The 19,628-nt window shown below is 71.1% G+C and carries 16 protein-coding genes; 9 read left to right on the top strand and 7 right to left on the bottom strand.

Annotated elements, in window-relative coordinates; genetic code table 11:
* The first annotated feature begins 178 nt into the window (after window positions 1-178).
* The 4 genes from BJ965_RS29485 to BJ965_RS29500 all read left to right on the top strand — a co-directional run bounded on the left by BJ965_RS29485 (window position 179) and on the right by BJ965_RS29500 (window position 4,631).
* Window positions 179-514: an RNA polymerase-binding protein RbpA gene (locus tag BJ965_RS29485; RefSeq protein ID WP_003957010.1), complete on the top strand. Its 336-nt coding sequence runs from the start codon at window positions 179-181 to the stop codon at window positions 512-514.
* A gap of 123 nt (window positions 515-637) precedes the next feature.
* Complete coding sequence (locus BJ965_RS29490; protein WP_184912727.1) at window positions 638-1,906, top strand: MFS transporter; 1,269 nt, start codon at window positions 638-640, stop codon at window positions 1,904-1,906.
* Window positions 1,907-1,980: 74 nt separating this feature from the next.
* Window positions 1,981-3,633, top strand: coding sequence for a glucose-6-phosphate isomerase (pgi, locus tag BJ965_RS29495; RefSeq protein WP_184912729.1), 1,653 nt, complete (start codon window positions 1,981-1,983; stop codon window positions 3,631-3,633).
* A 95-nt stretch (window positions 3,634-3,728) separates the two neighbouring features.
* The gene (locus BJ965_RS29500; RefSeq protein WP_184912731.1) at window positions 3,729-4,631 is read left to right on the top strand and encodes a hypothetical protein; all 903 of its coding nucleotides are present in this window, start codon (window positions 3,729-3,731) and stop codon (window positions 4,629-4,631) included.
* Window positions 4,632-4,650: 19 nt separating this feature from the next.
* Here BJ965_RS29500 and BJ965_RS29505 read toward each other — a convergent pair whose 3' ends face one another.
* The 3 genes from BJ965_RS29505 to BJ965_RS29515 are packed head-to-tail and all read right to left on the bottom strand — an operon-like array spanning window position 4,651 to window position 8,267.
* Window positions 4,651-6,936, bottom strand: coding sequence for an ABC transporter permease (locus tag BJ965_RS29505; protein WP_184912733.1), 2,286 nt, complete (start codon window positions 6,934-6,936; stop codon window positions 4,651-4,653).
* 60 nt (window positions 6,937-6,996) lie between these two features.
* Entirely contained in the window at window positions 6,997-7,755 is a 759-nt protein-coding gene (locus BJ965_RS29510; protein ID WP_184912736.1) for an ABC transporter ATP-binding protein, read from the bottom strand.
* A complete protein-coding gene (locus tag BJ965_RS29515) occupies window positions 7,752-8,267 on the bottom strand; it encodes a PadR family transcriptional regulator (protein ID WP_030852729.1) in 516 nt (171 codons plus the stop codon). The genes BJ965_RS29510 and BJ965_RS29515 overlap by 4 nt, the downstream gene beginning before the upstream one ends.
* 121 nt (window positions 8,268-8,388) lie before the next feature.
* Between BJ965_RS29515 and BJ965_RS29520 the strand changes: the two genes are divergently transcribed.
* The 5 genes from BJ965_RS29520 (at window position 8,389) to BJ965_RS29540 (ending at window position 15,048) form a co-directional block, all read left to right on the top strand.
* A complete protein-coding gene (locus BJ965_RS29520; RefSeq protein ID WP_184912738.1) occupies window positions 8,389-9,660 on the top strand; it encodes an ABC transporter substrate-binding protein in 1,272 nt (423 codons plus the stop codon).
* Between the two features lie 165 nt (window positions 9,661-9,825).
* Window positions 9,826-11,481 (top strand): glycoside hydrolase family 13 protein, encoded by a 1,656-nt coding sequence (locus BJ965_RS29525; protein WP_184912740.1) that lies wholly within the window; start codon window positions 9,826-9,828, stop codon window positions 11,479-11,481.
* A gap of 37 nt (window positions 11,482-11,518) precedes the next feature.
* Window positions 11,519-12,844: an ABC transporter substrate-binding protein gene (locus BJ965_RS29530; protein WP_184912743.1), complete on the top strand. Its 1,326-nt coding sequence runs from the start codon at window positions 11,519-11,521 to the stop codon at window positions 12,842-12,844.
* Between the two features lie 6 nt (window positions 12,845-12,850).
* On the top strand, window positions 12,851-14,212 hold the full coding sequence (locus BJ965_RS29535) for a carbohydrate ABC transporter permease (protein ID WP_184912745.1): 1,362 nt from the start codon (window positions 12,851-12,853) through the stop codon (window positions 14,210-14,212).
* Window positions 14,209-15,048, top strand: a complete 840-nt coding sequence (locus tag BJ965_RS29540; RefSeq protein ID WP_184912747.1) for a carbohydrate ABC transporter permease — start codon at window positions 14,209-14,211, stop codon at window positions 15,046-15,048. Before BJ965_RS29535 ends, BJ965_RS29540 begins: the two co-directional genes overlap by 4 nt.
* A gap of 52 nt (window positions 15,049-15,100) precedes the next feature.
* Here the strand turns inward: BJ965_RS29540 and pgl are convergent, their stop codons facing one another.
* Genes pgl through tal form a run of 4 tightly spaced genes read right to left on the bottom strand, consistent with a single transcriptional unit; the run spans window position 15,101 to window position 19,617 of the window.
* Complete coding sequence (pgl, locus tag BJ965_RS29545) at window positions 15,101-15,886, bottom strand: 6-phosphogluconolactonase (protein WP_184912749.1); 786 nt, start codon at window positions 15,884-15,886, stop codon at window positions 15,101-15,103.
* Window positions 15,883-16,974 (bottom strand): glucose-6-phosphate dehydrogenase assembly protein OpcA, encoded by a 1,092-nt coding sequence (gene opcA, locus BJ965_RS29550; protein WP_184912752.1) that lies wholly within the window; start codon window positions 16,972-16,974, stop codon window positions 15,883-15,885. Before opcA ends, pgl begins: the two co-directional genes overlap by 4 nt.
* Entirely contained in the window at window positions 16,971-18,494 is a 1,524-nt protein-coding gene (gene zwf, locus BJ965_RS29555) for a glucose-6-phosphate dehydrogenase (protein ID WP_184912754.1), read from the bottom strand. Before zwf ends, opcA begins: the two co-directional genes overlap by 4 nt.
* 4 nt (window positions 18,495-18,498) lie before the next feature.
* The gene (tal, locus tag BJ965_RS29560) at window positions 18,499-19,617 is read right to left on the bottom strand and encodes a transaldolase (protein ID WP_184912756.1); all 1,119 of its coding nucleotides are present in this window, start codon (window positions 19,615-19,617) and stop codon (window positions 18,499-18,501) included.
* Between the last annotated feature and the right edge of the window lie 11 nt (window positions 19,618-19,628).

Below are 19,628 nucleotides of genomic sequence, written 5' to 3' on the forward strand. Positions count from 1 at the left end.
TAAGGCCCCATGTTCGGTACGCGCAGCTGAGCGCGGCCTATCATGGGGCTTGCGTCTAGGTGTGAGGGTTGTAACTCCAATCACTGGACGCGCGTTGGGCCTTACGTAGACTGAGGCGCTCGCAGCGAAGCGGAACGCCGACTCGCTTCGCGGCACCATCACGCAGGGAGTTACGACCGTGGCAAGTGGCAACGCGATCCGGGGAAGCCGGGTCGGGGCGGGGCCGATGGGCGAGGCCGAGCGCGGCGAGTCCGCGCCGCGGCTGCGCATCTCCTTCTGGTGCTCCAACGGACACGAGACCCAGCCGAGCTTCGCCAGCGACGCGCAGGTGCCCGATACCTGGGACTGTCCCCGCTGTGGCTTTCCGGCAGGCCAGGACCGGGACAACCCCCCGGACCCGCCGCGGACCGAGCCCTACAAGACGCACCTGGCGTATGTGCGGGAGCGGCGCAGTGACGCGGACGGCGAGGCGATCCTCGCCGAGGCGCTCGCCAAACTGCGGGGCGAGATCTAGAAGTCGAGACCGGCCGGGCATCAGCAGGTGCCCGGCCGGAGCTGTCTGTCCGCCTTCGCCGCCGACTGATTGTCAGTGGTGCCCTCTACGGTTTGTGCATCGGACGAACCATGAGGGGGAGCGGTGGCGGCGGTCGAGGTGGGGAGTCTCCGCGCGCCCGCGTGGCGTGGGGGGTTCGGGCGGCTGTGGAGTGCCGCCGTGCTGTCCAGCTTCGGCGACGCACTGCGGACGGCGGCGCTGCCCCTGCTGGCTGTCACCCTGACCGACGATCCGCTGCTCATCGCCTCCGTCACGGCCTGTGGTCATCTCCCCTGGATCGTCTTCGGCCTGCTCGGCGGGGCCGTCGCCGACCGGGTGGACCAGCGGCGGGCCATGTGGACGGTGGACGCGGTGCGCGGGCTGCTGGTCGCCGCCTTCGCGGTGGCCGTCGCCCTCGGCCATGCCTCGATCGCCCTGCTGATCGTGCTGGCCTTCGCGCTGACGACCCTGCAGACCCTCTTCGACAACGCCGCCACCGCACTGCTGCCCGCCCTGGTCGACCGGGACGCGCTGGGCAGCGCCAACGCCCGGCTGCTGACCGGCCAGCGCATCGCGGGCGGTCTGCTGGGCGGACCGATCGTGCCGCTGCTGCTGGCCGCCGGGGTGGCGGTGCCGTTCGCGGCGGACGCGGTGACCTTCCTGGTGGCGGCCGCGCTCATCGCCACGCTCCCGGCCGCCGAGCCGGACCGAGAGCCGAGGCCGGCGGGGAGCACACTGCGACGGGAGATCGCCGAGGGACTGCGCGTCCTCACCCGCGACAAGGCGTTGCGCGGACTGTGCACGGCCACCGCCCTGTGCAACGTCGGCATGGGCGCCCTCGTCGCCACCCTCGTGATCCTGGTGACCGGCTGGCTCGACGCGGGCAACGCCGGATACGCGGTGGCGATGACCGCGTACACGGTCGGCAGTCTGGCCGGGGGAGGGGTGGGCGGTCGGCTCGTCGCCCGCTTCGGACGGATGCGCCTGGTGCTGGTCGCCGGGACGGCGCAGACCGCCGCCCTCCTCGTCATGGGCTCGGTGCGCAGCATGGTCGCGCTGGTGGCCGCCCTGGCCGTCTTCGGGTTCATGGGGATGGTGTGGAACGTCAACACCACGACGCTGATGCAACAGCGCAGCCCCGCCGAGCTGCTGGGCCGTGTGAGCTCCGCCTTCCGTACGCTCGCGGTCGCGGGCGCACCCCTGGGCGCGCTGCTGGGCGGAGCCGTCGCCGGCGCCTGGGGGGAGAACACCCCCGCGCTGCTCGCGGCCGCCTTCTTCGTCCTGTCCGTCACCGCGCTGATACCCGCCCGCCGTTCGGACGTACCTGTTGTTGCGCCGGACGACGGCGCGACGACAGGCCACGGCAACCGCTGATCAATTAGGTTGGACCGGCAGCGGGGCAGCTACGCAGCAGCACAGGCAGGCAAGGAAGAAGGCTGAAGTCCCAGATGAACGCAGACGGCCGTACCAGGCTCAACCAGACGCCCGAGTGGACGGCACTGGCCAAGCACCGCGAGGAGCTGGGCGAAGTCCGGCTGCGCGAGCTGTTCGCCGCCGACCCCGGCCGCGGCGCCGCGTACACCCTCCGGGTCGGCGACCTGTACGTCGACTACTCCAAGCACCTGGTCACCGACGACACCCTGCGGCTGCTGCGCGAACTGGCCGCCGCCACCGACGTCTTCGGGCTCCGGGACGCGATGTTCCGCGGCGAGAGGATCAACACCACCGAGGACCGGGCCGTGCTGCACACCGCGCTGCGCGCCCCGCGGGACGCCGTCATCGAGGTCGACGGCGAGAACGTCGTCCCGGGTGTGCACGCCGTGCTCGACAAGATGGCCGCATTCGCCGACCGGGTGCGGTCGGGGGAGTGGACCGGCCACACCGGCAAGCGGATCCGGAACATCGTCAACGTCGGCATCGGCGGCTCCGACCTCGGCCCCGCGATGGCGTACGAGGTGCTGCGGGCCTTCACCGACCGCTCGCTGACGGTGCGTTTCGTGTCGAACGTGGACGGCGCCGACCTGCACGAGGCGGTTCGGGACCTGGACCCGGCGGAGACCCTGTTCATCGTCGCGTCCAAGACCTTCACCACGATCGAGACGATCACGAACGCCACCTCGGCGCGCTCCTGGCTGCTCAAGGGGCTGGGCGGCGACGAGAAGGCGGTGGCGAAGCACTTCGTCGCGCTGTCGACCAACGCGGAGAAGGTCGCCGGCTTCGGTATCGACGTCGACAACATGTTCGAGTTCTGGGACTGGGTCGGCGGCCGCTACTCGTACGACTCCGCGATCGGCCTGTCCCTGATGATCGCGATCGGCCCGGACCGCTTCCGGGAGATGCTCGACGGCTTCCGCATCGTCGACGAGCACTTCCGCAACGCCCCGGCCGAGGCCAACGCCCCCCTGCTGCTGGGCCTGCTGGGCATCTGGTACGGCAACTTCCACGACGCCCAGTCGCACGCCGTCCTGCCCTACAGCCACTACCTGTCCAAGTTCACCGCCTACCTCCAGCAGCTCGACATGGAGTCCAACGGCAAGTCGGTGGACCGCGACGGAAAGCCGGTGGAGTGGCAGACCGGGCCGGTGGTGTGGGGCACGCCCGGCACCAACGGGCAGCACGCCTACTACCAGTTGATCCACCAGGGCACCAAGCTCATCCCCGCGGACTTCATCGGCTTCGCCCGGCCCGTCGCCGAGCTGAGCGAGCCGCTCAAGGCCCAGCACGACCTGCTGATGGCCAACTTCTTCGCGCAGACGCAGGCTCTCGCGTTCGGCAAGACGCCCGAGGAGGTCCGGGCCGAGGGTGCGCCCGAGGAGCTGGTGCCGCACAAGACGTTCCAGGGCAACCACCCGACGACCACGATCCTCGCGCCCGAGCTGACGCCGTCCGTCCTCGGTCAGCTGGTCGCCCTCTACGAGCACAAGGTGTTCGTGCAGGGCGCCGTCTGGAACATCGACTCCTTCGACCAGTGGGGCGTCGAGCTCGGCAAGGTCCTCGCCAAGCGCGTCGAGCCCGCGCTGACCGAGGGCGCCGAGGTCGAGGGCCTGGACGCCTCCACCAAGGCGCTGGTCGCCACGTACCGGGAGCTGCGCGGCCGGTAGCCCCCGGCGCCGGACGGGAGGCGGGCGGCAGCGCGCCGTCCGCTTCCCGTAGACTCCCGGGCGATCATCACGGCGAGTGCTCGGGGGAGCGCGAAGTGGCACGCACACGCGGAAGTTGGACCGGTGGCACGCTGACGGCCCGGTCCCTGCTCAAACCTCAGGACGTGGCGCGGGCGGTGTTCCACCCCGCCTGGATCCCGCAGCCGCTCGACCCGTCCGTGGAGCGCCTGAAGCGGGTCCGTGTCATCGCCGGGGCGGTCACCTCGCTCGGTGTCTACACCTTCGTCGAGGGTGGCTTCGACGTCACGGAGCTGCTGGAGAACGCGATGACGGCCTCGGTCGTCCTGCTCTTCCTCACCCCGCTCACCGTCGGGGCGATGCTCTGGGTGTGGCGGCGTGGCGGCACGGTGCGGCAGGTGCGGACGCCGCTGCTCAGGTCCCTCGCGCTGCTGGTGCTGTTCGTCGGCTGCGTGGCCGCCGTGCTGCGGCTGGTGCGGACGGTGAACGCGTCCGCGAACGTCGCCGTGATCATCGGGTTCGGCATGACGATGCTGTGGCTGCTCGCCTTCACAGCCTCCGGAGCCGTGCGGGTCTCGGGCAACTTCTTCGGCACGGCCGCCGTCCACCGCTGTCTGCCGCCGCTGCTCGCCATGGTGACCAGCTGGCTGGTGGCCGTCCCGGACCTGGTGACCGGTGATCTGCACGGACTCAGCCTCACCCTCGGCATCGTCTTCATCCTGGGCGCGCCGCTGACGGTCACCGCCATCGCGCTGCTGGAGATGCGGCGGCTGAAGCGGCGCTACGGAATCCGGCTGAACGCCCATCCCGCGACTCACCCTGCCGTGCCCGGGCCGGTCCCGCCGATGCCTTCGGCGGGATCGCCGTACCTCCCGCCGCAGGGGAACCCGTACGGTCATCCCTACGCGCCGAGTGGGCAGCACCCCTACGCCCCGCACCCGCAGCCGCCGTACGACCCGCGGTACCCGTACGGAGGCTGACTCCCGGGCCGTACCGGCGTCAGGCCACCGCGCTCAGCGTGTCCGCGAGGCGCCGCCGGGCCGCCCGGGCCGCGGGGACGGCGGCAAGCGCGGCCGCGCAGAGCACCGCTGCCATCCCGAGCAGCACCATCAACGCCGCGGAGGGCCCCTGCGCGATGCCCGCGCCGATGCCGCTGGACCGGCCCTGGGCGTCGATCAGCCACCGGGCGAGCGGCAAGCCCAGGGCGGTGGCGGTGAGGACGGCCGCCAGCGCCGTGAGGCCGGTGGCCGTGACGGTGATCGCCGTGATCTGCCGGGGGGACAGGCCGATGGCCTTCAGGGCCAGCAGGTCCCGTTCGCTCTCGCGGACGGTGCCGCCGATCGCGGTCAGCAGCTCGATGAGCCCGATGAGGGCCAGCACGGCGATCAGCCCGGCGACGACCGCGCGCAGCGGCGAGAGCCCGTCGGCCGGGTTGGTCACCGTGTGCACGTCCAGGTGGCCGCCCCCGGCCTTCGCGAGCCGGTCGGCGACCTCGCGCGGGTCGGCGTCGGCGGCCAGCCGGAGTTCGTAGACGGTCGGGCGGAGATCCGGGTCGTTCTCGCGGAGGGTGTCGAGGGACGTGGAGATGACCCGGCCGGCGTTCTCCGGCTCGATGCTGCGGCCCACGATGTGCAGGATCTGCGGCTGGTCGCCGACGGTCATCCGGACCCAGTCGCCGACGCGCACGTCCAGCAGGTCGAGGAACCCCTGACCGGCCACGGCCTCGTCGGCACCGCGGGCGGGGCGGCCCTCGGCGAGGGTGTACGGGTAGGGGTCCTGGTGGGTGCCGAGGCCGCGCAGCGCGATGGTAGCCGTCTGGCTCGCGCCCAGGGCCGCCGTCTCGACGCCCGGGTAGGCGGCGGCGACGTCCGGGTCGCGTTCCAGGAGGGAGCGGGTCTGCTGCTCGCTCAGGCCGGAGTCGTCGGCGCGGACGCTGAGGGTGGTGGGCAGGCCGATCCGCTCGGGCTCGCTGTGGAAGCGGTCCAGGGTGGTCCAGGCGCTCATCGCCACGACGATCAGCAGCAGCGGCAGCGTGAGGCGGGCGACGGTGGCCAGGGACCGGGGGCGGCGGGTGAACGCCTTGTGCCAGCCCAGCACCAGCGCGGGCGGGATCCGCACGCCGAGGGCCCGGCGCGCCACGCCCGACAGCCGTCCGCCCGACGGTGCGGCGGGACGCGGCACCGGCACCGGCGGCACGCGTCCGGCCCGCCAGGCGGCCAGCCCGGTGGTCGCGCCGATGAACAGCACCGCGCCGACCGGGACCACGAGCAGCGCCACGGTGTGCCCGGGCAGCCCCTGCCACACCCCCACCGCGTCCCCGAGCCGCCCCGGGATCCGGCTGCCCAGGGCCTCGGCGAGACCGGCGGCGGCCACGGCACCCAGCAGGGCGTAGGCGAGGTGCTGGAGAAGGAAGATCCGGACCACCTGGCCCGGGGTGAAGCCGATGGCCTTCAGGACGGAGAGGTCCCGCAGATGACCGCGGATACGAGTGCCGATCGCCCCGTGCACCGCGAACCCGGCCGCGACCAGGGCGCCGAGCCCGAACAGTCCCAGTACCTGGCCGAGCAGCCGGTTGTCGCCCTGCGCCTCGGCCCGCGCCTGCTGCCAGGTGGAGACCTCGCCGATCGCCCCGGAGCCCAGCACGGTCACCGCGCGCTGGACGACGTAGGACGTGTCGCCCGGATCCGTCAGCCGCAGCCCGATCACCTGGCCACCGGGATCCGGCACCGCCGACGGCAGGGCCCAGACCAGGCCCGGCTGCTCACCGGGCCGGTAGCGCGGCTCGGCGCTGTCGGCGAGGCCCACGACGGTCAGCTCACGGGCGGTGCCGGGCACGGTGAGGGTGTCGCCGGGCTCGGCCAGCAGGGCGCGGGCGAGACGGCTCTCCAGCACCACGCCGTTCGGGGTCGAGGGGTCCAGCCAGTGACCGGAGACGATCGGGGGACGGCCGGCGGAGGGCCGTTCCGCAGTGGCGCGCAGCTCGACGGCGGCGCGGCTGCCGCGCGAGGCGACGGTGGCGGCGGCGGTCGGGTAGGGGCCGCTGACGGAGTCCACGCCGGTCAGCTGGGCCAGCTTCCCGGTGTCGGCCGCCTTGTCGGTGTGCAGCCACACATGGGCGCCGTGCGACTGCGTGAACACACGCTGCCAGGGGTTGGTCGCGTAACCGAACAGGGCCGTGGCCAGCAACAGGGAGGCGACGATGCCCGCGGTGGCGAGGACGAGGAACAGCGCCTCGCCGCGGTGCGTGCGCAGATCGGAGTGCGCCCAGCGCAGGGTGGCTCGCACGGGCCTCAGCCCCTCGGCCCGTGCGCCGCGCGCTTGTCGGTGCGGTCGTGGACGCGCATGTCAGTCCTTGAGTTCCAGCACACCGGATATGCCGGAGCGGCGCGGCGGGGTGGAGCCGCCGTCGAGTTCCGCGTCGTCGGCGATCCGGCCGTCGAAGAAGCTGATCACCCGGTCCGCGGCGCTCGCCAGCCGGGCGTCGTGCGTGACCAGCACGATCGTCTGGCCGCGCTGGTGGAAGCGGGACAGCAGCCGCATCACCTCGCGGGTGCCCTTGGAGTCGAGGCTGCCCGCGGGCTCGTCGGCCAGCAGCAGCGGCGGGTGGTTGACCAGGGCCCGGGCCAGCGCGACGCGCTGCTGCTCACCGCCGGACAGCTCGCCCGGCATGCTGCGCTCCTTGCCCGTCAGGCCCAGCTCGGCCAGCAGCGCCTCGCGCTCGGTGCGCGCCTGCTTCGGCGGGGTGCCGGCGAGCAGGGCGGGCAGCTCCACGTTGTCGGCGACGGACAGGTTCGAGACGAGGTTGAAGAACTGGAAGACGATCCCGATCCGTTTCCTGCGCTCCACCGCCCAGCGGGCCTCGCCGTAGGTGTCGGTCGACTCGCCGTCGAGCCACAGGCGCCCCGCGTCCGGCCGCTGGAGCCCGCCGAGCAGATGCAGCAGCGTCGACTTGCCGGCGCCGGACGGGCCGGTGATCGCCACGAACTCGCCCTGGCGTACGCACAGGTCGACCCCGCGCACGGCGTGCGCCGGGGCACCCTCGCCGTGGTGGGTCTTCACCAGCCCCTCGGCGCGCAGCACAGGAGCGGGACGGTCGTCGCTCACTCCAGCTCCTCCAGCTCTTCCTGGCACCGTTCCAACCAGTCGAGGTCGGCCTGCAGGTGCAGCATCGCGCCCTCGATCAGCAGATGGGCGATGCGGTTGTCGCGGTTCTCGGCGGCGGCCAGCTTCGACATCTGCCGCATGGTGTTCAGGTACTGGCGCCGCTGCTGGTTGATCAGGGTGATCTGCTCGGCGAGGCCGGTCTGCGGAGCGAGCGCCAGCTTCATGAAGAACTCGTCCCGCACCCGCGGCTCGTCCTCGGGCTCCTCGAACCAGGCGCGCAGCGCCTCCCGCCCGGCGTCGGTGAGGTGGTAGACCTTTTTGTTGGGTCGGCTGGACTGCGCCACGTCCTCGCCCTCGATCAGTCCCGACTTCTCGAGGCGGCCGAGGGTCACATAGATCTGGCCGACGTTCGGCTGAGGGTACGCGGAGCCCAGCAGTTGCTCAAGGTCCTGCTTGAGCTCGTAGCCATGGGCTGGTCCGCGGGCGAGGAGGGCCAGGAGGGGCAGGCGCACGCGTGCAGTCCTCCTGTCCGGTCCAATGTGCTCCAGGCCCTAGTATCGCCCATACCTAACAGGTATACATGGCCTCTGTTCCGGGCAAGGGTGCCCAGCGCCGGTGTACAGGGAGGAACCTATGCGGTGGATCCATGCCGCGGGTAGGGGCCTCCTCGTTCTCGTCGTGGTCCTGACAGGCTACGTTGCCGCCGGAGCGCAGGCGGGCGAACCCCCGCAGGCCGGTCGCGGCCCCCTCACCCTGGCCACCGCCGGAGACCTCACCGGCTACCTCGGCCCCCTGCTCGAAGGCTGGAATCGTACCCATCCCGGCGAGAAGGTCACCCTCGTCGAGCTGCCGGACTCCGCCGACGAGACCCAGGCCCAGATGGTCACCGACCTGCGCGACGGCGACCGCAGCCGGTTCGACGTGCTCAACATCGACGTCAACTGGACCTCGGAGTTCGCCGCGGCGGGCTGGATCAGACCGCTGCCCCGGGACCGCTTCCCCCTGAAGACCTTCCTCCAGCCGGTCGTGGACACGGCGACCTACGACGGGCAGCTCTACGCCGTCCCGTACGTGACCAACGCCGGACTGCTGCTGTACCGCAAGGACGTCCTGGCCGAGGAGGGCGTCGCGCCGCCGCGCACCTGGGCGGAGCTGGAGCGGTACGCGAAGGCCATCGCCCCGAAACACGGCCTCGACGGCTACGCCGGACAGTTCCTGCCCTACGAGGGCCTCACCGTGAACGCCGCCGAGGCCGTCTACTCGGCGGGCGGCTCGATCCTCGGCGACGAGGGCGAGCGCGTCACCGTCGACTCGGCGGCGGCCCGCGAGGGCATCGGGTTCCTGGCGCGCGGAGTGCGCGAGGGCTGGATCCCCAGGGAAGCGCTGACCTACAAGGAAGAAGAGTCCAAACAGGCCTTCCAGGACGGCCGGCTGCTCTTCCTGCGGAACTGGCCGTACGCCTACGTCGGCGCCTCCGCCCCCGGCTCGAAGATCGCCGGGAAGGTCGGCGCGGTCCCCCTGCCGGGGCCCGACGGCCCGGGGACCAGCGTCCTCGGCGGCTCCAACCTGGCCGTCAGCGCGCACGCGCGGCACCCCGACTCGGCGGCCCGTCTGATCGCGTACCTCACCAGTGAGCGCGTCCAGCGCCAGGTCCTCACCCGCGGTGCGCTGCCGCCCGTGCGGGCCGATCTCTACCAGGACCCCGCGCTCATCCGCAGGTTCCCGTACCTGCCGACGCTGCGGACGAGCGTCCTCGCGGCCGAGCCCCGCCCCAAGAGCCCGCGCTACGACCAGGTCAGCCTGGTCGTGCAGGCGGTCGTGCACGACGCGATGGCCGGGCATCAGGCGCCCGCCGCCGCGATGCGCCGCCTGGCGCGCGAGCTCGCCGCCATCTCGCGCCGCTAGCCGATCCTGAGTCGCTCACCCGTCACCTCTCTACTTACTTGTTAGGTAACGCGGACGTCTCGAATCGCTGAATATTGCACCGGTATGTCCGGGTTCAGTCACCTCAACCGCTCGGTAGCTTCTGCCTTTTCATTGACACCCTCTCGACACGCCTACTTAACATGCATGCATAACCGCTGCCCTCCTCAGAGACAGGTCGATGGGTTGAACAGGCACCACTGGTGGCGTGACGCAGTGATCTATCAGGTGTACGTCCGCAGCTTCCTCGACAGCACCGGCGACGGCATCGGCGACCTCGCCGGCGTCCGCGCCGGACTGCCGTACCTCAAGAAGCTCGGCGTCGACGGGATCTGGCTGAGCCCCTTCTATCCCTCGCCGCAGCACGACCACGGCTACGACGTGGCCGACTACTGCGGCGTCGACCCGCTCTTCGGCGACCTCGACGAGTTCGACCAGCTCGTGGGTGCCGCCCGGCGGCTCGGCGTCAAGGTGCTGCTCGACATCGTCCCGAACCACTGCTCCAGCGAGCACCCCTGGTTCCGCGAGGCGCTCGCGGCGGCTCCCGGCAGCCCGGCCCGGGCCCGCTTCCACTTCGCCGACGGCCGCGGCCCGGACGGCGCCGAGCCGCCCAACAACTGGCACTCCATGTTCGGCGGCCCCGCCTGGAGCCGGGTCACCGAGCCGGACGGCACGCCCGGCCAGTGGTACCTGCACATGTTCGCGCCCGAACAGCCCGACTGGAACTGGCGCAACCCCGAGATCGGCGCCGAGTTCGACCGGATCCTGCGGTTCTGGCTGGACCGTGGCATCGACGGCTTCCGCATCGACGTCGCCGCCGGCCTCTACAAGCACCCCGAGCTGCCCGACTCCGACGACCCGGAGGCCGACGCCCGCACCCGCGACTCGGTCAACCCGCTCGCCTGGAACCAGCCCGAGGTGCACGACGTGTGGCGCCGCTGGCGCTCCATATGCGAGGAGTACACCGAGCGCGACGGCTGCGAACGCCTCCTCGTCGGCGAGGTGTCCGTGCCGACCGCCCGCGAGCACGCGCAGTACGTCCGCTCCGACGAACTCCACCAGGCCTTCTTCTTCGACCTGCTGAGCGCCTCCTGGGACGCCGACGCCTTCCGGAAGGTCATCTCGGAGGCCATGCAGGACATCGCCGGGACCGGCTCGACCGTCACCTGGGTCCTCAACAACCACGACCAGGTCCGCACCGTCACCCGCTACGGCGAACCCGCCACCGAGGGCAGCGGCCTCGGCGCCGCCCGTGCCCGCGCCGCCGCGCTGCTGATGCTGGCCCTGCCCGGCGCCGCCTACATCTACCAGGGCGAGGAGCTCGGTCTGCCGGAGGTCGTGGACCTGCCCGACGACGTGCTCACCGACCCGATCTTCCGCCGCACCGGCAGCCGGGCCCGCATCCGCGACGGCTGCCGGGTCCCGCTGCCCTGGTCGGGCCAGGCCTCGCCGTTCGGCTTCACCCCGGGCGTGGAGAGCGCCAAGCCCTGGCTGCCGCAGCCGGAGTACTTCGCCGAGTACGCCACCGACCGCGCCCTCGCCGACACCCGCTCCTTCTGGCACCTGTACCGCGACGGCCTTCAACTGCGAGGCACCCTGCCCCAGCTGGGCGAGGGAACCCTGCGCTGGCTGGACGCCTCGCCCGGCGTTCTGGCCTTCGAACGCGGCGACCTGGTGTGCGCCGTCAACTTCGGCACGGCCCCCACTCCCGCGCCGGTCCCCGGCACCCCCCTGCTCGCCAGCGGCCCCTGCCCGCCCGGAGTGCTCTCCGGGTCGACGGCCGCCTGGTGGATCCGTTCCTGAACTCCCCGCAAGTCAACTCCCCGAAGGGACATCAACGATGATGCGACGACGTACCACCCTGCTCACCGGCTGCACCGCCCTCGTCCTGGCACTCGGCGCGACCGCCTGCGGCGGCGGCCCCGTCTCGGCCGGCGGCGGTGACAAGGCGCTCAACGGCCAGTCGGTCACCGTGGCCGGCGTCTGGTCCGGCACCGAGCAGAAGAACTTCCAGAAGGTGCTCGACGCCTTCACCGAGAAGACCGGCGCCAAGACGCAGTTCACGTCCACCGGCGACAACGTCTCCACCGTCGTCGGCAGCAAGATCGAGGGCGGCAACGCCCCCGACGTCGTGATGGTCCCGCAGGTCGGCGTCCTCAAGCAGTTCGCCCAGAAGGGCTGGCTCAAGCCGCTGTCGAAGAAGACCGAGCAGGCCGTGGACGCCGGGTACGCCCCCGTGTGGAAGAAGTACGGCAGCGTCGACGGCACCCTCTACGGCCTGTACTTCAAGGCCGCCCACAAGTCGACCGTCTGGTACAGCCCCGACGCCCTCCAGCAGGCCGGTGTGAAGCCCCCGAAGAGCTACGACGACATGCTCAAGGCCGGGCAGACCGTGTCCGACTCCGGCCTCGCCGCGTTCTCCGTCGCCGGGCAGGACGGCTGGACCCTCACCGACTGGTTCGAGAACGTCTACCTCTCCCAGGCCGGACCCGAGAAGTACGACGCCCTCGCCGCCCACAAGCTGAAGTGGACCGACGCCTCCGTCGTCGACGCCCTCACCACCCTCGGCAAGCTCTTCAAGGACAAGCAGCTCATCGCGGGCGGCCAGAAGGGCGCCCTGAACACCGACTTCCCCGGCTCGGTGGAGAAGGTGTTCGGCCCGGAGCCCGAGGCCGGCATGGTCTACGAGGGCGACTTCGTCGCCGGTGTCGCCAAGGACCAGTTCGGCAAGAAGGTCGGCGAGGACGCCAACTTCTTCCCGTTCCCGGCGGTCGGCGGCGGCGAGGCGCCGGTCGTCAGCGGCGGTGACGCCGCCGTCGTCCTCAAGGACGGCAAGAACCAGAAGGCCGCCCAGGCCCTCCTGGAGTACCTGTCGACCCCCGAGGCCTCCGCGGTGTGGGCCGAGGCGGGCGGCTTCCTCTCCCCGAACAAGAAGGTCGACCTCGCCTCCTACGGCGACGACGTCACCCGCGCCACCGCCAAGTCCCTCGTCCAGGCCGGGGACTCGGTCCGCTTCGACATGTCCGACCAGGCCCCCGCCGCGTTCGGCGGCACGAAGGGCGCCGGCGAGTGGAAGCTCCTCCAGGACTTCCTGCGCGACCCGTCCGACCCGAAGGGCACCGCGGCGAAGCTGGAGGCCGCGGCGGCCAAGGCGTACCAGGACTGATACGCCATGACAGCGACCCTCGTGAAAGAGACGAGCTCCCCACCGCCCGGCCCGGTCGCCGACCGCACCCGGCGACTGCGCCGGCGAGGGAAGATCATCGCCCTGCTGTTCGTGCTCCCCGCACTGCTGCTGCTCGGCGCGCTCGTCGTCTACCCCGTGCTGTTCAGCATCGGCCGCAGCTTCTTCGACGCCTCCGGGACGAGCTTCGTCGGCGGCGACAACTACACCGAGATGTTCCGCGACCCGGCGACCCTCAAGGCCGTCCGCAACACGGCCATCTGGGTCGTCATCGCCCCGGCCCTGCTCACCGGCCTCGGACTGATCCTCGCCGTCCTGGTGGAGAAGGTCCGCTGGGCCACGGCCTTCAAACTGCTCCTGTTCATGCCGATGGCGGTCTCCTTCCTCGCCGCCGGCATCATCTTCCGGCTCGCCTACGACGAGGACCCCGACAAGGGCGTGCTCAACGCCGCCGTCGTCTCCGTCCACGACGCCTTCAAGGAGGAGTCCTCCTATCCGACGGCCCGGCCGCGTGAGGCTCAGGGCCTGACGAAGGACAAGGACGGTTCGTACCGCACGAGTACGGGCGTGGCGCCCGGGGACGCGGTGGCACTGGGCCTGGTCGGCGTGCAGCCCGGCGACCTGCCGGGCGGAGCGGAGCCGGCGTACGCGGCGGCGGGGCGGAAGGCCGGCCCCGACGAACTGCGCGGTGTCGTCTACCTGGACTTCACGCCCGGCGGGGGAGGGGAGCAGGGCAAGGTCGACCGGCGGGAGAGCGGACTGCCGGAGATGAAGGTCGAGGCGGTCCGCGACGGCGAGACGATCGCCACGACCACCACGGCCGCCGACGGTTCCTTCCGCTTCCAGGGCCTCGAATCGGGCTCCTACGAGGTAAGACTGCCGTCGTCGAACTTCGCCCAGCCCTACGAGGGCGTCTCCTGGCTCGGGCCGGCGCTGGTCACCCCGGCGATCATCGGCGCGTACCTGTGGATCTGGACGGGCTTCGCCATGGTGCTGATCGGGGCGGGTCTGTCGACCCTGCCGCGGGACGCCCTGGAGGCGGCCCGGATGGACGGCGCGAACGAGTGGCAGATCTTCCGGCGGATCACCGTGCCGCTGCTGGCACCGGTGCTGTCGGTCGTCTTCATCACCCTCGTCATCAACGTGATGAAGGTCTTCGACCTCGTCTACATCATCGCGCCCGGTCCCGTGCAGGAGGACGCGACCGTCCTCGCGACGCAGATGTGGCTGGTGTCGTTCGGCGGCGGCAACAACCAGGGGCTCGGCAGCGCGCTCGGCGTCCTCCTGCTGCTGCTGGTCGTCCCGGCCATGGCGTTCAACGTCCGCCGTTTCCGAAGGAGCCAGCGATGAACGCGGTGCGGCGCGGACTGGGCAACGGAGTCGTCCAGGCCTTCCTCGTCCTGGTCGGCCTGGTCTGGATGACGCCCCTGGCCGGACTGTTCCTGTCCTCGCTGCGGTCCGCCGAGGACACGGCGAAGGGCGGCTGGTGGACGGTGTTCTCCAGCCCCGGGCAGCTGTCCTTCGACAACTACTCGTCGCTGCTGGGCAACTCCGGGATCACACAGGCGTTCTGGAACACGGTGCTGATATCGGTGCCGACGACGGTGCTGGTCGTGGTGATCGCGGCACTCGCGGGGTACGCCTTCGCGTGGCTGGACTTCCCCGGGCGGGAACCGGTCTTCCTGCTCGTGGTCGCGCTGCTGGTGGTGCCCGTGCAGATCGGCCTGCTGCCGGTCGCCAAACTCTTCGGTCAGCTGGGCCTGTTCGGCACGATCCCGGGCGTCGTCCTCTTCCACGTGGCCTACGGTCTGCCGTTCGCGGTGTTCCTGCTCCGCAACTACTTCGCCGAGATGCCCAAGGAGATGCTGGAGGCCGCGCGCATGGACGGCGGCAGCGAGTGGCGAATCTTCACGCGGCTCGTCCTGCCCGTGGGGCGGCCCGCGATCGCCTCCCTGGCCATCTTCCAGTTCCTGTGGGTGTGGAACGACATGCTGGTCGCGCTGCTGTTCGCGGACAGCGCGTCGCAGCCGCTGACTGTGGAACTCCAGTCCCAGATACGCCAGTTCGGCAGCAACATCGACGTCCTGGCACCGGGGGCGTTCGTGTCCCTGGTGGTTCCGGTGGTCGTGTTCTTCGCGTTCCAGCGGCACTTCGTGCAGGGCGTGATGGCGGGGTCGGTGAAGTAGCGCATGCGTTTCGGGCCCCCGCTTCGCTGTGAAGCGGGGGCCCGAAGACGTTTCACGGAGATGCCGGCGGATACAGCGACCGGGGCAGTTGCGAGGCCGCCGCCCCGTCCAGGAGCCACAGGGTCCGGCTCCTGCCGTACGCCCCCGCCGCCGGGGCCTGGATCTCTCCCGCTCCCGACAGGGCGATCGCCGCCGCCCGGGCCTTGTCCTCACCGGCTGCGAGAAGCCACACCTCACGGGCGGCCCGGATCGCCGGCAGTGTCAGCGTCACCCGGGTCGGCGGCGGCTTGGGCGCGCCGTGGACGCCGACCACCGTGCGGTCGGTCTCCCGGACCGCCGGCAGCTCCGGGAACAGCGACGCGACATGCGTGTCCGGACCGACGCCCAGCATCAGCACGTCGAACGTGGGCACGGGCCCGTGGTTCTCCGGGCCCGCCGCCGCTGCCAGCTCCTCCGCGTACGCGGCGGCCGCCGCGTCCACGTCGGTGCCGTACGGCCCGTCCGACGCGGGCATCGCGTGCACCCGCTTCGGATCGAGCGGCACCGAGTCGAGGAGAGCCTGCCTCGCCTGGGTGACGTTGCGCTCGGGGTCGCCCTCGGGCAGGAACCGCTCGTCGCCCCACCAGAGGTCGAGGCGGCTCCAGTCGATCGCGTCCCGCGCGGGCGCCGCGGACAGGGCGGCCAGCAGGCCGTTGCCGTTGCGGCCGCCCGTCAGGACCACGGACGCCGAGCCCCGGGAGGCCTGCGCGTCCACGATCCTGGTGATCAGCCGGGCCGCCGCGGCCTGCGCCATCAGCTCCTTGTCGCGGTGCACGACCAGCTGCGGTGCCGTACTCACTTCGTCGTCGCCTTCCGTACCGGTTCCAGCTCGGGCGGTTCCCGCCTCACCGGTTCCTGCGCCGTCGCTGCCGCAGCGGGTGCTTTCGCAGCCCTTTCAACGGGAGCGGGGAGGGCGAGTCCTGCTCGCCCCTCACTTTTGGGCACCGCCGGCACCGACGACGAGGACCTCAGCCGGTCCACCCCGTACCGCAGCGCCGACGCGTACGTGTCGTCCGGGTCCAGCCGCCGCAGCTCCTCCGCCATCAGCTCGGCGGTCTCCCGGCGCTTGAGCGCCACCGCCCGGTCCGGCTGGCCCTCGATGGAGAGCGTCGCCAGGGAGCCGTCGGCGCGGTCCAGCTTGATCGGGCCGCAGTTGGTGTCCATCCGGACCGCCGTCAGACCGGGCCCGCTGGACAGCGACCGCTTCACCGGTACGTCCAGCCGGTCCGCGAGCCACATCGCCAGCAGCTCACAGCTCGGGTTGAACTCCTCGCCCTCCACCTCGACGGCCCGTACCTCGCAGGTGACCTGGTCGAGGGCGGCCGCCAGCATGGAGCGCCAAGGCGTGATGCGCGTCCAGGACAGGTCCGTGTCACCGGGGGTGTAGGCCCGGGACCGGGTGGCCAGGTCGCGTACCGGCTGCTCGGAGGCGTACGTGTCGGTGACGCGGCGCTGCGCGAGGGCACCCAGGGGGTCCTTCGCCGGGTCGAGCGGCGCGTTCACCGGCCACCACACCACCACCGGGGCGTCCGGCAGCAGCAGCGGCAGCACCACCGACTGGGCGTGGCCGACGACCTCGCCGTACAGCCGGAGCACCACCGTCTCGCCGGAACCGGCGTCCGCGCCGACCCGGACCTCCGCGTCGAGGCGGGACTGCGTACGGTCACGGGGGGAGCGGGAGACGCGCTTGATGACCACGAGCGTGCGTGCGGGATGCTCGTGCGAGGCGTCGTTCGCGGCCTTCAGCGCGTCGTAGGCGTTCTCCTCGTCCGTCACGATGACCAGCGTGAGCACCATGCCGACCGCCGGGGTGCCGATCGCCCGGCGGCCCTGGACCAGCGCCTTGTTGACCTTGCTGGCCGTGGTGTCCGTGAGGTCTATCTTCATGGCCGGCGCCAGCTCCGTCCGTGTCGCTCGAGCATTTCGTCCGCCTCGACGGGTCCCCAGGTACCGGCCTGGTACTGGGCGGGCTTGCCGTTCTTGTCCCAGTGCTGCTCGATCGGGTCGAGGATCTTCCAGGACAGCTCGACCTCCTCGGTACGCGGGAAGAGGTTCGAGTCACCGAGCAGAACGTCCAGGATCAGCCGCTCGTACGCCTCCGGGCTGGACTCCGTGAAGGACTCGCCGTACGCGAAGTCCATCGACACGTCCCGGATCTCCATCGACGTGCCCGGCACCTTCGAGCCGAAGCGGACCGTGACGCCCTCGTCCGGCTGGACGCGGATGACGATCGCGTTGGAGCCGAGCTCCTCGGTGGCCGTGGAGTCGAAGGGGGAGTGCGGGGCCCGCTGGAAGACGACGGCGATCTCCGTCACGCGTCGGCCCAGCCGCTTGCCGGTGCGCAGGTAGAAGGGGACGCCCGCCCAGCGGCGGTTGTCGATCTCCAGTTTGATCGCGGCGTACGTGTCGGTCTTCGACGAGGCGTTGATGCCGTCCTCGTCGAGATAGCCGATCACCTTCGCGCCACCCTGCCAGCCCGCGGAGTACTGGCCGCGCACGGTGTCCCGGCTCATGTCCTTCGGCAGTCGCACGGCGCCCAGGACCTTCGTCTTCTCGGCGGCCAGCGCGTCCGCGTCGAAGGAGGCCGGCTCCTCCATGGCCGTCAGGGCCATGAGCTGGAGCAGGTGGTTCTGGATGACGTCACGGGCGGCGCCGATGCCGTCGTAGTACCCGGCCCGGCCGCCGATGCCGATGTCCTCGGCCATGGTGATCTGCACATGGTCCACGAAGGACCGGTTCCAGATCGGCTCGAACATCGTGTTGGCGAAGCGCAGCGCCAGGATGTTCTGGACGGTCTCCTTGCCCAGGTAGTGGTCGATGCGGAAGACCTGGTCCGGGGCGAAGACCTCGTGGACGACCTTGTTGAGCTCCTCCGCCGAGGCGAGGTCGTGGCCGAACGGCTTCTCGATGACCGCGCGCCGCCAGGAGCCGCCCGTCTGGTCGGCCAGCTGATGCTTCTTCAGCTGCTGGATGACCACCGGGAAGGCCGACGGCGGCACGGACAGGTAGAAGGCGAAGTTGCCGCCCGTGCCCTGTGCCTTGTCGAGCTCGTCGATCGTGGAGCGCAGCCGCTCGAACGCGTCGTCGTCGTCGAACGTGCCCTGCACGAAGCGCATGCCCTGGATGAGCTGCTGCCAGACCTCCTCGCGGAAGGGCGTGCGGGCATGCTCCTTGACCGCGTCGTGCACCTCCTGCGCGAAGTCCTCGTGCGCCCACTCGCGACGGGCGAAGCCCACCAGCGAGAAGCCCGGCGGCAGCAGACCCCGGTTGGCGAGGTCGTACACGGCGGGCATGAGCTTCTTGCGGGACAGGTCGCCCGTGACGCCGAAGATGACCAGGCCCGACGGCCCCGCGATACGCGGGAGCCGTCGGTCCGCGGGGTCACGCAGCGGGTTGCTGCTCGACACCTGTTCAGCCCTCCGAGGGGGCGAGGCGCTTGAGCTCGGCCTCGGTCGACTTCAGCAGGTCGGTCCAGGAGGCCTCGAACTTCTCGACGCCCTCCTCCTCCAGCAGCCGGACCACGTCGTCGTACTTGATCCCGAGCTTCTCGACCGCGTCGAGGTCGGCGCGGGCCTGCTCGTACGTACCGGCGACGGCGTTGCCGCGGATCTCGCCCTGCTCCTCCGTGGCGAACAGGGTCGCCTCCGGCATGGTGTTCACCGTGTTCGGAGCCACCAGTTCGTCGACGTACAGGGTGGCCTTGTACGCCTTGTCCTTCACACCGGTGGACGCCCACAGCGGACGCTGCTTGTTGGCGCCCGCCTTCTCCAGGGCGCTCCAGCGGTCCGAGGAGAAGACCTCCTCGTACGCCTGGTACGCCAGACGGGCGTTGGCCACACCGGCCTTGCCGCGCGCGGCCTTGGCCTCGTCGGTGCCCAGCGCGTCGATCCGCTTGTCGATCTCGGTGTCCACGCGGGACACGAAGAACGACGCCACGGAGTGGATCTGCGACAGGTCCAGGCCGCGCTCCTTGGCCTTCTCCAGGCCCTCCAGGAACGCGTCCATGACCAGGCGGTAGCGCTCCAGGGAGAAGATCAGCGTGACGTTGACGCTGATGCCCAGGCCGATGGTCTCGGCGATGGCCGGGATACCCGCCTCGGTCGCCGGGATCTTGATGAGCGTGTTGGGCCGGTCCACCAGCCAGGCGAGCTGCTTGGCCTCGGCGACCGTCGCCCGCGTGTTGTGCGCCAGGCGCGGGTCGACCTCGATCGAGACCCGGCCGTCCTTGCCGCCGGTGGCGTCGAAGACCGGGCGCAGGATGTCGGCGGCGTCACGGACGTCCGCCGTCGTGATCATGCGGATGGCTTCCTCGACGGTGACCCTGCGGGCGGCGAGGTCGGTCAGCTGCGTGTCGTAGCCGTCGCCCTGCGAGATCGCCTTCTGGAAGATCGACGGGTTGGTGGTGACGCCCACGACGTGCTGCTGGTCGATCAGCTCGGCGAGGTTGCCGGACGTGATCCGCTTGCGCGACAGGTCGTCCAGCCAGATCGCGACGCCCTCCTCGGAGAGGCGCTTCAGTGCGTCTGTCATGGAAATTCCAT

The organism is Streptomyces luteogriseus (assembly GCF_014205055.1).
In the GTDB taxonomy this organism is placed as follows: domain Bacteria; phylum Actinomycetota; class Actinomycetes; order Streptomycetales; family Streptomycetaceae; genus Streptomyces; species Streptomyces luteogriseus.

What these genes read in the sequence shown, in the direction of transcription:
- pgi (WP_184912729.1), top strand. Translation starts at nt 1,981, where the DNA reads ATGAACGCAGACGGCCGTACCAGGCTCAACCAGACGCCCGAGTGGACG.
- BJ965_RS29520 (WP_184912738.1), top strand. Translation starts at nt 8,389, where the DNA reads ATGCGGTGGATCCATGCCGCGGGTAGGGGCCTCCTCGTTCTCGTCGTG.
- BJ965_RS29525 (WP_184912740.1), top strand. Translation starts at nt 9,826, where the DNA reads ATGCATAACCGCTGCCCTCCTCAGAGACAGGTCGATGGGTTGAACAGG.
- BJ965_RS29530 (WP_184912743.1), top strand. Translation starts at nt 11,519, where the DNA reads ATGATGCGACGACGTACCACCCTGCTCACCGGCTGCACCGCCCTCGTC.
- BJ965_RS29535 (WP_184912745.1), top strand. Translation starts at nt 12,851, where the DNA reads ATGACAGCGACCCTCGTGAAAGAGACGAGCTCCCCACCGCCCGGCCCG.
- BJ965_RS29540 (WP_184912747.1), top strand. Translation starts at nt 14,209, where the DNA reads ATGAACGCGGTGCGGCGCGGACTGGGCAACGGAGTCGTCCAGGCCTTC.
- opcA (WP_184912752.1), bottom strand. Translation starts at nt 16,974, where the DNA reads ATGAAGATAGACCTCACGGACACCACGGCCAGCAAGGTCAACAAGGCG.
- tal (WP_184912756.1), bottom strand. Translation starts at nt 19,617, where the DNA reads ATGACAGACGCACTGAAGCGCCTCTCCGAGGAGGGCGTCGCGATCTGG.